The organism is Ruegeria sp. AG1, from assembly GCF_056541705.1.
Map to the genome: position 1 here is coordinate 71403 of NZ_JBQFYU010000001.1, position 16562 is coordinate 87964.

At 59.5% G+C, this 16562-nt stretch carries 13 protein-coding genes; 4 read left to right on the forward strand and 9 right to left on the reverse strand.

What is annotated here, in order from left to right; translation table 11 throughout:
* Window positions 1-70 precede the first annotated feature (70 nt).
* From ACR0B5_RS00310 to xdhA, 7 genes are all read right to left on the reverse strand, one after another.
* Complete coding sequence (locus ACR0B5_RS00310) at window positions 71-1147, reverse strand: BMP family ABC transporter substrate-binding protein (protein ID WP_170374472.1); 1077 nt, start codon at window positions 1145-1147, stop codon at window positions 71-73.
* A gap of 31 nt (window positions 1148-1178) precedes the next feature.
* Window positions 1179-2099, reverse strand: coding sequence for an ABC transporter permease (locus ACR0B5_RS00315; RefSeq protein ID WP_170468428.1), 921 nt, complete (start codon window positions 2097-2099; stop codon window positions 1179-1181).
* Window positions 2099-3181, reverse strand: coding sequence for an ABC transporter permease (locus ACR0B5_RS00320; protein ID WP_480537631.1), 1083 nt, complete (start codon window positions 3179-3181; stop codon window positions 2099-2101). Before ACR0B5_RS00320 ends, ACR0B5_RS00315 begins: the two co-directional genes overlap by 1 nt.
* A gap of 62 nt (window positions 3182-3243) precedes the next feature.
* Window positions 3244-4761: an ABC transporter ATP-binding protein gene (locus ACR0B5_RS00325; RefSeq protein WP_480537633.1), complete on the reverse strand. Its 1518-nt coding sequence runs from the start codon at window positions 4759-4761 to the stop codon at window positions 3244-3246.
* Window positions 4758-5693, reverse strand: a complete 936-nt coding sequence (gene xdhC, locus ACR0B5_RS00330; protein ID WP_480537635.1) for a xanthine dehydrogenase accessory protein XdhC — start codon at window positions 5691-5693, stop codon at window positions 4758-4760. The genes ACR0B5_RS00325 and xdhC overlap by 4 nt, the downstream gene beginning before the upstream one ends.
* Window positions 5693-8095, reverse strand: coding sequence for a xanthine dehydrogenase molybdopterin binding subunit (xdhB, locus tag ACR0B5_RS00335; RefSeq protein WP_480537637.1), 2403 nt, complete (start codon window positions 8093-8095; stop codon window positions 5693-5695). The genes xdhC and xdhB overlap by 1 nt, the downstream gene beginning before the upstream one ends.
* Complete coding sequence (xdhA, locus tag ACR0B5_RS00340; RefSeq protein ID WP_480537639.1) at window positions 8092-9489, reverse strand: xanthine dehydrogenase small subunit; 1398 nt, start codon at window positions 9487-9489, stop codon at window positions 8092-8094. The genes xdhB and xdhA overlap by 4 nt, the downstream gene beginning before the upstream one ends.
* 343 nt (window positions 9490-9832) lie before the next feature.
* Here xdhA and dnaE point away from each other — a divergent pair, with 343 nt between their 5' ends.
* The 3 genes from dnaE to ACR0B5_RS00355 all read left to right on the forward strand — a co-directional run bounded on the left by dnaE (window position 9833) and on the right by ACR0B5_RS00355 (window position 14030).
* Window positions 9833-13360: a DNA polymerase III subunit alpha gene (gene dnaE, locus ACR0B5_RS00345; protein WP_480537641.1), complete on the forward strand. Its 3528-nt coding sequence runs from the start codon at window positions 9833-9835 to the stop codon at window positions 13358-13360.
* A gap of 83 nt (window positions 13361-13443) precedes the next feature.
* Window positions 13444-13656 (forward strand): YMGG-like glycine zipper-containing protein, encoded by a 213-nt coding sequence (locus ACR0B5_RS00350; RefSeq protein ID WP_419738497.1) that lies wholly within the window; start codon window positions 13444-13446, stop codon window positions 13654-13656.
* An 11-nt stretch (window positions 13657-13667) separates the two neighbouring features.
* Window positions 13668-14030: a hypothetical protein gene (locus tag ACR0B5_RS00355; protein ID WP_475216369.1), complete on the forward strand. Its 363-nt coding sequence runs from the start codon at window positions 13668-13670 to the stop codon at window positions 14028-14030.
* 24 nt (window positions 14031-14054) lie between these two features.
* Here the strand turns inward: ACR0B5_RS00355 and ACR0B5_RS00360 are convergent, their stop codons facing one another.
* Window positions 14055-14726, reverse strand: coding sequence for an imm11 family protein (locus ACR0B5_RS00360; protein WP_480537643.1), 672 nt, complete (start codon window positions 14724-14726; stop codon window positions 14055-14057).
* 26 nt (window positions 14727-14752) lie between these two features.
* Window positions 14753-14947, reverse strand: coding sequence for a SlyX family protein (locus tag ACR0B5_RS00365; protein ID WP_480537645.1), 195 nt, complete (start codon window positions 14945-14947; stop codon window positions 14753-14755).
* A 125-nt stretch (window positions 14948-15072) separates the two neighbouring features.
* Here ACR0B5_RS00365 and hisS point away from each other — a divergent pair, with 125 nt between their 5' ends.
* The gene (hisS, locus tag ACR0B5_RS00370) at window positions 15073-16560 is read left to right on the forward strand and encodes a histidine--tRNA ligase (protein WP_480537647.1); all 1488 of its coding nucleotides are present in this window, start codon (window positions 15073-15075) and stop codon (window positions 16558-16560) included.
* Window positions 16561-16562 lie beyond the last annotated feature (2 nt).

Here is a 16562-nt window from a genome sequence, read left to right on the forward strand (position 1 = left end):
TGGGCAATTTAGCCCCAACAAAAAAGGCCCGCAAAATGCGGGCCTTTGGTTTTTCGATACGCCCTGCAGCTTATTGCGGGATCTCGCCTTCCAGACCTTCGATGTAGAAGTTCATACCGGCCAGCGTACCGTCATCTGCGACCTCACCTTCGGCCAGCCAGTCGCTGCCATCCTGCTTTTTGATCGGGCCGGTGAAGGGGTGGTATTCACCTGCAGCCATGGCTGCTTTCAGCGCCAGAGCCTCTTCTTTGACATCTGCTGGAACCGCGTCTGAGATCTCGCCGATTGCGACCATGCCTTCGCGGATACCGTCCCATGTGTTGGCGCTTTCCCACGTGCCGTCCATGACAGCCTTGGTCCGTGCGATGTAGTAGGGCGCCCAGTCATCGATGATCGAAGATACGCGCGGGAACGGGGCGTACTCGCTCATGTCCGAGGCCTGACCGAAGGTCACGACATTGCCAGCCTCCTGCGCAGCCGCTTGAGGCGCGGTCGAGTCGGTGTGCTGCAGGATCACGTCCGCGCCCTGTTCGATCAAAACAGTGGCAGCGTCAGCTTCTTTCGCGGGATCGAACCAAGTGTAAGCCCAAACGATCTTGAACTCGACATCCGGGTTCACCTTCTTTGCGTGCAGATAGGCCGAGTTGATGCCACGGATAACCTCAGGGATCGGATAGGACCCGATATAGCCGATGATGTTCGACTTGGTCATCTTACCCGCGATATGGCCCTGAACGGCACGACCTTCATAGAAACGGGCCGAGTAGACCGCGACGTTGTCGGCGGTTTTGTAGCCGGTGGCGTGCTCGAATTTCACATTCGGGAATTTCTTCGCCACGTTGATGGTCGGATCCATATAGCCGAACGAGGTGGTGAAGATCAGGTCAGCGCCTTCCAGCGCCATTTGCGTCATGACGCGCTCGGCATCCGGGCCTTCGGGAACGGATTCGACAAAGACGGTTTCAACCTTGTCGCCGAACTCTTCCTCAACCGCCAGGCGGCCTTTGTTGTGTTCATAGGTCCAGCCGCCGTCGCCCACCGGGCCGACATAGACGAAGCCGACCTTGGTCTTGTCGTCGGCAGCCATGGCCCCCGAGGCCAGACCCAGCGCCATGGCGGCGCTTGCCAGAAGTGTCGTGAATTTCATGTGTTACTCCCCAAGTTGGTTCAGTTGGCCCCTAGTGCGAGGCGTGGAAAATCCGGCCCAGTGAGGCAGGTGCGCTGCTCTTGTCGGCCGAAAGGATCACAAGCACAAGGATCGTGATGATGTAGGGCGACATTGCCAGATACTCGACAGGAATGGCAACGCCCGCTGCCTGCAAATTAAGCTGCAACACGGTGATGCCGCCAAACAAATAGGCACCCAGCAAGGCACGCCATGGCTTCCAGCTGGCGAACACCACTAGCGCCAGAGCGATCCAGCCGACACCGGCGGTCATGCCCTCGGTCCACTGAGGGACACGGATCAGGCTAATATAGGCGCCGCCCAGCCCAGCGCAGGCCCCACCGAATAGGATCGCCATGATGCGAATTTTGATGACTTTGTAGCCCAACGCATGCGCCGCATCGTGGTTTTCACCCACCGCGCGCAGGATCAGACCGACACGCGTGTATTTCAGTGTGGCCCAGACACCCGCCGTCAAAGCGATGCCGACGTAGAGGATCGGGTCATGCTGGAAAAAGATCGGCCCGATGACGGGGATATCGCTGATCAGGGGGATATGAATATCCTCCATGCTGGGGGGTTTGATCCCCACATAGCTTTGGCCCAGAAGGGCACTGAAACCGAGGCCGAACAATGTCAGCGCAAGGCCACTGGCCACCTGATTGGCCAGAGCGACCTGTGTCAGCAACACGAACAGTAATGACAGCACCGCACCGCCAATAGCTGACGCGATAAAACCCAGCCATGGCGAGCCGGTTTCCACCGAGATCGCGAAACCGCTGATGGCGCCGACGATCATCATGCCCTCAACGCCGAGGTTTAGAACGCCTGCTTTTTCGACGACCAATTCTCCGATCGCAGCCAAAAGCAGGGGGGTTGCAGCCACCATCAGCGAGGCGACCAGAAGGACGGGATTGATTTCACCAAGGTCCATTACGCTACCTCGCTACGGGCCGCACGGATGCGGTAGTTTGTCAGAAGATCGAAGGCCAGCAGGAAGAACAGGAGCATCCCCTGGAATACCTGAATGGCAGCGGCAGGCAGGCCCAGCTGAGACTGCGCGATTTCACCGCCGATATAAGTCAAAGCCATCAAGCCACCTGCCAGCAGGATGCCCACCGGATGCAGGCGGCCAAGGAAGGCCACAATGATCGCGGTGAAACCGTAGCCTACGTTAAAGTCAATGCTGACCACACCCGAAGGACCGGAAACTTCGAACATCCCCGCCAGACCAGCTAGAGCCCCCGACAGGCCCAGACAAAACAGGATCAGACGGGCAGGTTTCACACCAGCAAACTTTGCAGCACGCGGAGCTTCACCGGTCAAACGGATGTGAAAGCCCAGCATGTGCCGGTTCAAAAGAACATAGGAAAAGATCACCGCAATAAGGGCCGTCACGACGCCCCAGTGTATCCCCGATCCAGCGATCAGCTCGGCATTATGCGCGCTGTCATAGGATTGCAGGTTGCGCGAACCGGGAAAGCCAAACCCCTCGGGGTTTTTCAGCAAGCCGAGTGACACCGAGGCCAGCATTTGCTCGGCCACATAGACCAGCATAAGCGAGACAAGGATTTCGTTGGTGCCAAAGCGAACCTTCAGAAAGGCCGGGATCATCGCCCAAAGCCAGCCGCCAAAGGCCCCTGCGATCACCATGATCGGAAAGATGTAAAAGGCGTCCAGAGGATAAAAGGCCAGCCCGGCCCCGGCCCCGAAGATGGCACCCATGATGTACTGCCCTTCGGCCCCGATATTCCAGATGCCGGCGCGGAAACCCAACGCCAGGCCGATCGCAATCAGCACCAATGGCGCGCCTTTCACCAGCAGTTGCGGGCGGTAGTAAAATGCGAACTCGCCGAACAAGGGCTCCCAAAAGATGGTGCCGATGGCCTCAATCGGGTTTTTGCCCAGAATGGCGAACAAGATGCCGCCGAAGACCATCGTGGCAATCACCGCCACCACGGGGGTCGCATAGGACCACGCTTTCGACGGTTGCGGCCGTTTCTCCAACACAATCATGTACTTATTCCCCGCCCGTCTTCGTCTTTTTCCAATACTCTCGCCGTAGGCGACGCGATAGATCACACATGCGCCACCTCCATGCCATGGGCACCGCCCATCATCAGGCCGATCTCGTCAACGGTCAGGCCTGTTGTTTCCCGAGGTGCGCTTAGCCGCCCTTCGTTCAAGGCCGCAAAACTGTCTGAGATCTCCATCAACTCGTCCAAATCCTGACTGATGCAGATCACTGCCGTTCCTTTAGCAGCCAGATCCAGAATGGCCTGCCGGATCGACGCAGCCGCTGCTGCATCCACACCCCAGGTCGGTTGGTTCACCACCAGCACCTCAGGGTTCTGCAAGACTTCTCGACCAATCACGAATTTCTGCAGGTTCCCGCCTGACAGCGACCGTGCCGCGTTTTCAGGGCCGGGCGTTCTGACGTCAAACGCGCTAATAATCTTTTCGGCGAAGCTTTTGGTCTCGGACCATTTGAGGAAACCTTTGTTTTCCAAACCTTCGCGCACCGACCCGGTCAGGAGGGCGTTCTCGGTCAGGCTCATATCCGGCGCAGCGGCATGGCCCAAACGTTCCTCAGGCGCGGTCAGCACGCCCAGTTTCCGGCGGGCGGTCGGGCCGAGTTTGCCGATCTGCTGACCATTGAATTTGATCGCATCGGCAGGGGTTTGAATCTCACCGGACAGCACGCCTAGCAACTCATCCTGACCGTTGCCAGCGACACCGCCGATGCCAAGAACCTCACCCTTGCGGACGGTCATATGGACGTTCTTCAGCGCCGTTCCAAACTCCGAAGGCGACGGCACCGATAGACCGCTGACATCCAACGCAACCTCGCCGAACTCACGGCCCGAGCGTTCGGGCGTTTGCAGCGTTGATCCCACCATCATCTCGGCCATGTCGCGTGCTGACGTTTCGGCCGGAATACACTCGCCCACATTCTTGCCCAGACGCAGGATCGTGGCGTGGTCACACAGCGTGCGGATCTCTTCGAGCTTATGCGAGATATAGAGGATCGAGGTGCCCTCAGAGCGCAATTTGTTCAGGGTCTCGAACAGGATTTCGACCTCTTGCGGGGTCAGCACGCTGGTTGGTTCGTCCATGATCAGCAGCTTGGGGTCCTGCAGCAGGCAGCGGATGATCTCGACCCGCTGACGTTCCCCCGCGGACAGATCACCGACCGTGCGGTACGGGTCCAAAGGCAAGCCATAGGTCTCTGACACTTCGCGGATCCGCGAGGCCAGATCGCCCATGGGCGGTGGGTTCTCCATCCCCAAAGCAATATTCTCAGCCACGTTCAGCGCATCAAACAGCGAGAAGTGCTGGAACACCATCGCAATCCCATCCGCCCGCGCCGCGCGGGGTTCGGCGGGGGCGAAGGGTTGGCCGCGCAGCATCATGGCGCCGCTATCTGGCTTCACCAGCCCATAGATCATTTTGACCAGCGTGGATTTCCCCGCGCCGTTTTCGCCCAAAAGCGCATGTACTTCGCCTTCGCCGATGTCGAACGACACCTGATCATTGGCCACGACGCCGGGATAGGCTTTGGTCAGCCCTTGCAGGCTTAAGAGTGGAGTGGTCACGCGCTCAGGTCCTTCTTCAACTCAGTCTGTCGGGCCGGACGCAGAAGCTGCGCGGCGACGCCAACGGCGATCATTTGCGGGTGTTTGCCCAGAGCGGGATCGCCGATTGGACAGGTGATCCGGCTGATCTGTTCAGGTGAATGTCCAAGAGCTGCCAGCCGCGACCGGAATCGCGCCCATTTCGTAGCCGAGCCGATCAGCCCCGCAAAGCGGAAATCATGCGAAAGCAGCCGATTGCAAAGCTCTAAATCCAGATTGTGTGAATAAGTAAGCACAAGATGCTCGGCATTGGGCGGTGCATGGCGAACCAGCTCGGCCGGTTTGGCCGCTGGAACTGTGGTGACACCTGCTGGGACCGAGGCCGGGAAGCGCTCGGGTCCTGTGTCGACCCAGGTGATCGCGATGTCGGGCAGGGGAGATAGCACGTCCACCAGTGCTCGGCCTACATGGCCAGCACCCCAAATCCACAGGTTTCGGGTTGGCTTGTGAACCGGCTCAACCATCCAGCCGTCGATCAGTTGAGGTTCGGGGGCAATTCCCTGACCGCGCGCAGTTGCAAGCAACCGTTTCACGGATAGAGGCGTTTCGTCTTCAGAAGCGGATCGCGCTATGACCGTATCGTCGAGTGCTTCAACCGTCTTCATATCAAAGACCTCGCAGAACAGTGAAACTGCACCGCCGCAGCATTGGCCCAATTCGGGGCCAAGAGCGTGATGGGTTAGACGGGCGGGGAGGGATTGGGACCGCGCAGCTTCGGCGGCCTGAAACTCCAACGTGCCGCCGCCGATCGTTCCGCTCTGGCCATCCGGCCAGACCAACATCGAAGCGCCCACCTCTCGCGGGGACGACCCCCTGATTGCGGCGATGACCACACGAGTCACCTGTCCGTGGGTTTTGACCGCCTCCCTCAAAGCCTCCAGATCAAATCCCATCAGATGCCTCCCTTCATCCTCTGGACACCGCGCCAGACTTCCTCAGCCGTGGCGGGTGCATCCAGCGCCGGATAGCTGTCGCCACAGGCTGCGACTGCATTCGACAGGGCCAGCCATGCCGATATGCCCAGCATGAAGGGCGGCTCACCCACCGCTTTCGAGCGATAGATCGTATCCTCGCGGTTCTCGCCATCCCAAAGCGCGACGTTGAAGATGTCGGGCCGGTCCGAGCAGGCGGGGATCTTGTAGGTCGACGGCGCATGCGTGCGCAAATTGCCCTTGCCGTCCCAGACCAGTTCCTCGGTCGTCAGCCAGCCTGAGCCTTGAACATAGCCGCCTTCGACCTGTCCGATATCGAGCGCCGGGTTCAGTGATGCGCCTGCATCATGCAGGATATCAGTGCGCAGAATGCGGTTCTCGCCGGTCAGCGTGTCCACGGCCACCTCGGTCACCGAGGCCCCATAGGCAAAGTAAAAGAACGGACGCCCCCGACCTGCGATCCGGTCCCATTCGATCTTGGGCGTTTTGTAGAAACCGGTTGCCGACAGACTGATGCGACCTTGATAGGCCAAAGCGGCGGCCTCAGAGAAGGTATAGCGTTCCGCACCCACTGAGACGTGACCGTCCGAGAAAGTAACGGTCGAAGGATCCGCCTGATGACGCTCGGCCAGATAGTCGGCCATCCTGTCTCTGATCGTGTCGCAGGCCGCTTTGACCGCCATGCCGTTCAGATCACTGCCCGAAGACGCCGCCGTGGCTGAGGTGTTCGGCACTTTGGCCGTGTCGGTGGCAGTGATCTTGACCATCTCCAGCGGAATGCCAAAGCGCGACGCTGCGACCTGCGCGACCTTCTGGAACAGGCCTTGCCCCATCTCGGTGCCGCCATGGTTCAGGTGGACCGAGCCGTCCTGATACACATGCACCAACGCACCTGCTTGATTGAGGTGGGTCAGCGTAAAGGAAATCCCGAACTTGACCGGAGAGAACGCAATGCCCTTCTTGATCACGCTGTTCTCTGCGTTCCATTTTTCGATGGCAGCCTTGCGCGCGGCATAGTCGCTGGATCTCAGCAGCGCTTCGGTCATGCCATGCAGTTCGAAATCGCTGACCTCCATGCCGTAGGGCGTCGTGTTGCCGCCTGCGGGCAGAGGGCGCACGGGCGCCTCGCCCATCTCAACAGCACCCCTACTTGTCAGGTCTTCATGCGGATCGGGATGTCCCAATGGTTTCTCTGCCGGTGCAGCTTCAGCAACCTTGTGGGCGGGTTCATAGTAGTTGCGACGGCGCAGCTCGACCGGGTCCAGACCCAGTTCATGCGCGGCGTGGTCCATCACGCGTTCGATCCCGACCATACCCTGAGGGCCTCCGAACCCACGATAGGCGGTGGCGGATTGTGTATTGGTCTTTAGTCGGTGGCTCTCGATCCGGGCATTGGGCAGCAGGTAGGCGTTGTCGGAATGCAGCATCGCTCGGTCCGCGACGGGCAAAGACAAGTCCTGTGCCCAGCCGCAGATCGCATGGTGCAAGAACGAGACGCCCTGAATATGGCCGTTCTCATCGAACCCGGCCTTGTAGGAAATCCGAAAGGCGTGGCGCTTGCCGGTGATGATCATGTCATCGTCGCGGTCATAGCGCATCTTGCAGGCCTTGCCGGTTGCGCGCGCGGCTATGGCACAAGCCACGGCTAGAGCGTTGCCCTGGCTTTCCTTGCCGCCGAACCCTCCGCCCATACGGCGGGTTTCGACCCGGACCGCGTGCATGGGAACGCCCAGCGCATCGGCCACCTTGTGTTGGATTTCGGTCGGGTGCTGGGTGGAACTGTGAACCAGCATATCCGTGCCTTCATTCGGCACGGCAAGCGCCGCCTGACCTTCGAGGTAGAAATGCTCTTGCCCGCCAAGCTCGAAGCTTCCTTCGATGATATGGGGCGCACTGGCGATCGCGGCATCCGCGTCGCCCTTGGCGTAGATGCGGGGGCCATCCTCGAACCGGCTGTTGGCGGCCAGAGCGTCTTCGATGGTCAGGATCGGGGTGTCCTCGGCATAGTCGATCTTGCCCAACCGCGCGGCCTTGCGGGCGGCGAGATGGCTGGTGGCGACGACCAGAAACACGGGCTGTCCGATATAATGAACCGATCCGTCCGACAGCAGTGGCTCATCATGGATCGAAGGCGAGACATCGTTGGCAAAAGGCAGATCTTCGGCCGTCATCACCTGCACCACGCCATCCGCAGATTTCACCGCCGACAGGTCCATTGCGGTGATCGTTCCTTTGGCAATCGGACTCAGACCAAAGGCTAGATGGAGGGTGCCCATCGGCGTCGGGATGTCGTCCACATAACGTGCGGCACCGGCCACATGCAGCGGGGCCGCGTCATGGGGGAGGGGTTTGGTCACGCTCATGCCGTCACCTTCAGCACGTCAGTCACTTCGCCCTGATCTTCCAGGAAATACCGTTCCAGCATCGCTTTGGCGGTCTCCAACCGATAGGTTGCCGAGGCGCGCATGTCCGTGAGTGGTGAATAGTCCTCGGCAAAGCTGGGCAGCGCGGCGTCAATCACCTCGCGCGTCCAGGGTTTGCCGATCAGTGCGGCCTCGACATGGGTTGCCCGTTTCGGAGTACCAGCCATGCCACCAAACGCGATGCGCGCCTGCGTTACGGTGCCGTCCGTAACGGTGATATTGAAACAGCCGCAAACGGCCGAGATATCCTGATCGAACCGTTTGCTGAGTTTGTAAGCCTTCAGTCGATCCGCCTGACGCGGGAAACTGACGGCCTCGACAAATTCGCCGGGCGCGCGGTCTTGTTTGCCATAGTCGATGAAGAACTCTTCCAAAGGAAGGGACCGGCGGGCGTCGCCTTTGCGAAGGTGTAGAGTTGCACCCAAAGCGATCAGCGCGGGCGGGTTGTCCCCGATGGGCGAGCCATTGGCGATGTTGCCGCCGACGGTGGCTGCGTGGCGCACTTGGACGCTGGCATAGCGACGGATCATTTCGGCGTAGGAGGGATGGAGGTCGGCGAGAGCCTCGCCCATCTGGTTCATGTCGACCATGGCCCCGAAGCGGATTTCGTCGTCGGTGATTGTGATCTGTTTGAGATCTTCACAGCCGCTGAGGAAGATCACCGGGTCAAGCTCACGCAGTTGCTTGGTAACCCAGAGGCCGACATCGGTTGCACCGGCGATGAGTGTCGCGTTGGGGTGCCGTGCATAGACTTCCGCCAATTCGTCGGATGACGTGGGAAGGAAGGGGGGCTCTGCCCCCCGGCCTGCGGCCTCCCCCCGAGGTATTTTTGAACAAGAGAAGGACTGGTCGTCAGTGATCCATTGCGGGACGGGCTGCGGTTCGGCGGCTTTCGCGGCGCGGATGATCGGGGCGTAGCCGGTGCAGCGGCACAGGTTGCCGGCCAGTTGGGTGTCGTGGTCGGTTGCGCCATTCACGTGACTTGCAACCATCGACATCACAAAGCCGGGGGTGCAGAAGCCGCATTGCGAACCGTGCAGATCGACCATTGCGCTCTGGACTGGATGAGGTTCATCGTTTGGGCCGCTTGCGCCCTCGACGGTGCGGACGGCTTTGCCATGCAGTTGGGGTAAGAACAGGATGCAGGCGTTCAGGGCCTTGGCGCTGCCCTCTTCGGTGACCATCACGGTGCAGGCGCCGCAATCGCCTTCGTTGCAGCCTTCTTTGGTGCCGGTCAGGCCACGCTCTTCGCGCAGCCAGTCCAGCAGGGTGACCGTCGGACTGACATCCGACAGCTGCACTGTCTCTCCGTTCAGAAGAAACGTGATGTCCATTCGTGAAACCCGTCGCCTTACCCGGTTGCGCCCGTTGGGCCCTCCTTCGATGCGACGTAGAAAGAGTGGCGGGCGAAGTGCTTGCCGTCAGATGTTAGAAACAGCGCACCTTATCTGGCAAGAAAAACTGCCTATATGATGCACCATTGGACCCGCACGGCCTGTGAATGTTGCAGTTGTTTAGAAGTCAGGCACTTGTAAATAAAGACCATTTTTGAAGCGGTGCCGAGTCTGGCCCGAAGCACCTTCTAAAAAATCAGAATAATCGCTGCTGATTTTTTAAGCAGTCCACAGAGTCGGTTCCCGCTTTTTCGTCGCTGCTGACTGGGATAGCGTGCGGGGTATGAGCAGTACCCCTCGATTCATTCACCTTCGCGTTCACACTGAATATTCCCTGCTGGAAGGCGCTGTGCGGCTGAAAAAGCTGCCCGGTCTTTGCGAGAAGGCAGAGATGCCCGCCGTTGCGGTGACCGACACCAATTCGATGTTCTCGGCGCTGGAGTTTTCGGTAACCGCCAGCGGGGCTGGAATACAGCCGATCATGGGGTGTCAGGTTGATCTGACCTATGTGCAACCGCAACCCGGGGAGAAACCGAAAGCGCCTGCGCCTTTGGTGCTGCTGGCGCAGTCCGAGGTTGGGTATGAGAACCTCATGAAACTGAGTTCCTGTCTCTATGTGGACAAGGGCGGGCAGTTGCCGCAGGTCACGTTGGAGGAGCTTGCGGATCGTTCGGAGGGTCTGATCTGTTTGACTGGTGGGCCGGAGGGGCCGGTGGGAATGTTGCTGCAGCAAGGGCAGCGCCCGGCGGCTGAGGCTCTGGTCGACCGTTTGGCGGGGATGTTCCCGGATCGGTTGTATATCGAACTGCAACGCCATCCGGGCGAGGACGGCCAGCCTGAGGCCGAGCGCCTGACCGAGCGTGGTCATGTCGAAATGGCCTATGCCAAGAACCTGCCTCTGGTCGCCACCAATGATGTCTACTTTCCAACCTCGGATATGTATGAGGCCCATGATGCGCTGATCTGTATCGCCGAGGGGGCCTATGTCGATCAGCAAGCCGGTCGCCGCCGTCTGACCGCGCAGCATTATTTCAAGTCGCAGCATGAAATGGTGACCCTGTTTGCAGATCTGCCTGAGGCCATCGAGAACACGGTCGAGATCGCGCGCCGTTGCGCCTTTATGGCCTTTCGTCGTGATCCCATTCTGCCCAAGTTTGCCGATGATGAAGTGGCCGAACTGCGCCGCATTGCGAATGAGGGTCTGCAGAAACGTCTGGCCGTGATCCCTCATGCGGTGACGCCGGAGGAATATCAGGAACGATTGGATTTCGAGCTTGGGATCATCGAAGGCATGGGGTTCCCCGGCTACTTCCTGATCGTTGCGGACTTTATTCAGTGGTCTAAGGATCATGACATTCCGGTGGGGCCGGGGCGGGGTTCCGGTGCGGGGTCTTTGGTGGCCTATGCGCTGACGATCACCGACCTTGACCCGTTGCGCTACAGCTTGCTGTTCGAACGGTTCCTGAACCCCGAGCGGGTCTCGATGCCCGACTTCGATATCGACTTCTGTATGGATCGCCGGGAAGAGGTGATCCGCTACGTGCAGCAGAAATATGGCCGCGATAAAGTGGGGCAGATCATCACCTTTGGTGCGTTGCTGTCGAAAGCTGCCGTGCGCGATATCGGGCGCGTGCTGCAGATGCCATACGGGCAGGTGGACCGCCTGTCCAAGATGATTCCGGTTGAAGGCGTTAAGCCGGTCTCGATCGAAAAGGCCCTGAAGGACGAACCTCGCCTGCGCGAAGAGGCCCGGAATGAAGAGGTGGTGGAGCGGTTGCTCAACTACGGCCAACAGGTTGAAGGGCTGTTGCGGAACGCCTCGACCCACGCGGCGGGGGTTGTGATTGGCGACCGACCGTTGGACGCGCTGGTGCCGCTTTATCAGGATCCACGCTCCGATATGCCTGCGACCCAGTTCAATATGAAATGGGTCGAACAGGCCGGGTTGGTAAAGTTCGACTTTCTCGGTTTGAAAACCCTGACCGTAATCCAGAACGCGATGGATTTGATCTTCAAATCCGGGCGGCCCCTGCATGTGGCGGCGGATGGGACAGAGCTCTATGAACCCGCCGAAGGGGCCGAGAACCAGATCAACGCCATCCCGCTGGATGATGAGGCGACGTATAAGCTCTATTCCGCGGCCAAGACGGTGGCGGTGTTCCAGGTGGAATCCTCGGGCATGATGGATGCGCTCAAACGCATGAAACCGACCTGTATCGAGGATATCGTGGCCCTCGTGGCGCTGTATCGACCCGGCCCGATGGAGAACATCCCGACCTATTGTGAGGTCAAAAACGGGTTGCGGAAAATCGAATCCGTGCATCCGCTTATCGACTACATCCTTGAGGAAACGCAGGGCATCATCGTCTATCAGGAACAGGTGATGCAGATCGCTCAGGTGATGGCCGGGTACAGCCTTGGTGGTGCCGACCTGCTGCGCCGTGCGATGGGTAAGAAGATCAAGGAGGCAATGGATGCCGAACGCCCGAAATTCGAAAAGGGCGCGGCGGAAAATGGCGTGGATGCCAAGAAAGCCTCTGAGGTGTTCGACCTTCTGGAGAAATTCGCCAACTACGGCTTCAACAAATCCCACGCGGCCGCCTATGCGGTGGTCAGTTACCAGACCGGCTGGCTGAAGGCGAACCACCCGGTTGAGTTCATGGCAGGGGTCATGAACTGCGATATCCATTTGACCGATAAACTGGCCGTTTATTTCGAAGAGGTCCGCAAGGGGCTGGACCTGCCTTACATCCCGCCTTGTGTGAACCGCTCTCAGGCCACGTTTGATGTGGACAGCGGGCATCTGGTTTATGCACTGGGCGCGTTGAAAAACGTCGGCGTCGAGGCGATGAGCCTTGTGGTTGATGGGCGTCGCGCCGGAGGCGCGCAGGATCAAGAGAGCGACAAACCCTTTGTCAACCTGTTCGACTTCGCGCGCCGGGTTGATCTGAAAAAGGTCGGCAAGCGCCCGTTGGAGATGCTGGCACGGGCCGGGGCCTTCGACGAGTTGGACAAGAACCGCCGCCGCGTGTTCGAAAGCCTCGATCCGCTTGTGCAGTATTCGGCGGCGATCCACGAACAGAAGAACTCGAACCAGGTGTCATTGTTTGGTGAGGCCGGGGACGATCTGCCCGAACCGCGCCTGTCGCCGACGCCGGACTGGTTGCCTGCCGAGCGCCTCAGCGAAGAGTTCAAGGCCATCGGCTTCTACCTGTCGGGCCACCCGCTGGACGATTACATGCCTGCGCTGAAACGCAAACAGGTGCTGACACTGGATGAGGTGACGGAAAAGGCGCGTTCTGGCCCGTTCATCGCGAAGATGGCCGGGGTTGTTGCCGGCCGGCAGGAACGGAAATCGGCCCGCGGCAATCGCTTTGCCTTTGCGCAGCTTTCGGACCCGACTGGAGCGTATGAGGTCACGCTGTTCTCGGAAACGCTGGAGAAATCGCGCGAATATCTTGAGACCGGCGCGCAGGTGGTTTTGACCGCCGAGGCGACGATGGAGGCCGATCAACTGAAACTCCTGGGTCGTTCGGTTGGTCCGGTGGATTCGGTTGTGGCCGAGGCGGGCGCAACCGGCCTGCGCATCTTCGTCGATCAGCCGCAGGTGTTGCCCACGGTGGCAACCGTGCTGGCAGACGCGGCCAGCGCTGCGAAAGGGGCTGCCAAGGGGCCAATCCAGCTGTGCCTGATGGACCCGAGCCTGCCGGGCGATGTCGAGATGGATTTGGGGCAGGACTTCCCGATCAACCCGCAGATCAAGGGCGCGATCAAGTCGCTGGATGGCGTTCTGTCAGTGGAAGAGGTCTGATCCCGGCTTTATTGCCACAGCGATGTCCCCCGGCTAGGCTGTAACTGCACATTCTGTGACAAATGAAACAGGAGGGTTAGGGTTTGGCACTTTCAGCTATGGGCTCCAAAGCGCTGGTATTGGCGGGGGCGATCTCGCTTTCTGTGGCGACTGCGGCATTTGCAGATGACAAAAAGAAGAAACAGACAATCGAAGGTGCATTGATCGGCGCCGGGGTTGGGGCCCTGATCGGTGACGGCAAGGGCGCGGCAATCGGCGGTGTGGCCGGTGCGATTATCGGACATAACTGGAAGTGATTGCGATGCGGATGAAAACTCTCAAGCCTGTTGTGTTGGCATCACTTTTGATGGCTCCGGTCTTTGCTTTGGCCGACGAAGCCGCTCAGCAGATGGTGCAGGATGCCTTGCCTGTCATGCACTACACCTGTGCCTCAATCGCCGAAGAGGCGGACGGGGATGAGGCCTTTGTTGTCGATGTCGTGGGCAAGATGACTGCCCTGTCGCTCTATAATCGTCAGGTCAATATCGAGGACCACGCGGCGACGGATGAAGACAAAGCGCAACTGCGCGAGGCCTTCATCGCCGCTCTGTCCGAGGGCTGTGCTGCGGATAAAAACGCCCTTCTGGGCGGGGTCGTCGACAATGCGGTGAAATCGTCGCTGGGTTTGTGAGCTAAGCGGTCTCGGCAGTTGGCGCTAGAGCGTGCCAACCGACGCACGAACCAGCCTCCAACCTTTGTCCACTCCGGCGGCTTTCAGGCCCGAGGCGAGGGCGTCGGAGAGGAAGAGGATTTCGAGAACCTTAGGGTCAAGCCAGATATCCGGGCCGTTCAGAGCTTCGGGAACAACTACCAGTTCGTTTTCTCGCCAGCTATTGGGCATGTAGAATAAGCCTTGAGCAAGGTTCCTGAGAGGCGCAGAGAAGTCTCCCTCTGGTGCCAAAGCTTCATAGTTTCCCATAGATCGCGTGTTGCACACGTTGAGAAGATAGTAAGGTTCGGACGTTGTCGGCACCGTTTCTGTCGGGTCCAACAGTTTCAACGGGTGAAACACTGTATGTTCCAGATCGAACTGCTCCAGAACAGATTTGGTGGTTTCTGAGACAAGAGGATAGCCGCCGCCATTGATAAACGGATCGGTGTGGTATTCTGCTTTGGAATTGTAGAACCAGACATATCCGACCTGCTCTTTGGTCAGGAGTTCCCCACGTTTCCAGCCTTTGTCCGATTCTTGAACCATACGATTGGACCACTCAACATCTTCCGCTGAGCGTTTTTCTCTCCAGCTTCGCATGAACTCTTTGCGGACGACTGCTTGCGTATTGATGCCGTTCATCGTCGTGGCAATCCACACGCTGGGGTCATCCATGCCTTGGCTCTCCATCCCGAAGCCTCTCAATAATGCGGCGGGCGTTCGTCTCCGAACACAACCCCGCCCGAGCCTTCCTGCGCTCGTTCGGCCTCGCGCTGCAGTAGCATTTCGACGCGGCGGATCAGGCGGTCGATCTCGGATTGCTGGCGTGTGACGACGGTGTTCAACTCTTCGACCGTGCGGGTCAGATGGGCGATCTGTTCTTCCAGATGCTGCATTGGGATCTCCTTCAGGGACGGTCATAGCGGGCCTGCAAAGCCAAGACCAGCGAAAGCGCGCCTTGCCCCGATGCGGGCCATGGGATAGACCGCGCGCGGAACATGACCCGTGAAGGACGCCCCCGATGGCCAAGCCCAAGAAACAGCCCCGCCCCAAGGCCGTAACGCCGAAAGGGTTCCGTGACTATTTCGGCGAGGAAGTCACGCAGCGCACCGAGATGCTGCGGACGATTGCGGGCGTGTATCATCGGTATGGGTTCGACGCTTTGGAAAGCAGCGCGGTCGAGACCGTCGAGGCGCTGGGCAAGTTCCTGCCCGACGTGGATCGCCCGAACGAAGGCGTCTTCGCATGGCAGGAATTCGACGAGGGCGGCAACGGCGATTGGATGGCCTTGCGCTATGACCTGACCGCGCCTCTGGCCCGCGTCTATGCGCAGCACCGCAATGATCTGCCGACGCCCTATCGCCGTTATGCGATGGGCCCGGTCTGGCGGAATGAGAAGCCGGGACCGGGGCGCTATCGTCAGTTTTATCAGTGCGATGCGGATACGGTTGGCACCGCCTCGATGGCGGCGGATGCCGAGATCTGCGCGTTGCTGTCGGACACGCTGGAGACGGTTGGCATTCCGCGCGGCGACTATCTTGTGCGCGTGAACAACCGCAAGGTTCTGAATGGTGTGCTCGAGGCGATGGGACTGGGCGAAGACGCCGCCGCCCGCGACAACGTACTGCGCACCATCGACAAGTTCGACAAGGTCGGTGAGGCCGGTGTCCGAGAGCTGTTGACCAAGGGACGTCTGGATGCATCTGGTGCGTTTATCGACGGTGTAGGGCTGAGCGATGATCAGGCCGAGCCTGTGCTTGCCTTCCTGACCTCCAAAGCTGCGGATACCGCCGGAACGCTCGCGAACCTGCGTGCGGCGGTTGGCGACAGCAAGATCGGTGCCGACGGCATTGCTGAACTGGAACAGATCGGTTCGCTGTTGGATGCGGGCGGCTACGGTTCGGACCGGATCGAGATTGATCCGTCGGTTGTACGTGGTCTCGGTTACTACACCGGTCCGGTCTACGAGGCCGAGCTAACCTTTGAGATTTTCGACGAAAAAGGCCGCAAGCGTCAGTTCGGTTCCGTCTCAGGTGGTGGTCGTTACGACGATCTGGTCAAACGCTTTACCGGGCAGGAGGTGCCTGCAACTGGTGTCTCCATCGGCGTCGATCGCCTTCTGGCCGCTCTTCGCGAAAAGGGTCGTCTCAGCGCGCAGGCAACAGGTCCTGTGGTCGTCACTGTCATGGATCGCGACCGTATGGCTGACTATCAGGCGATGGTGGCTGAGCTGCGGAATGCCGGTATCCGGGCCGAAGTCTACCTGGGCAATCCGAAGAACTTCGGCAATCAGCTGAAATATGCGGACAAACGGAATTCTCCCATCGCGGTGATTGAAGGTGGTGACGAAAAGGCCAATGGGATCGTTCAGATCAAAGATCTGATCCTAGGTGCCAAAATCGCCGAAAGCGCCACGCTGGAGGAATGGAAAGAACGCCCCAGCCAGTTCGAAGTGCCGCGCGGCGATCTCGTCGCCAAGGTCCGTGAAATTCTGGACAGTCAGGACTGAGC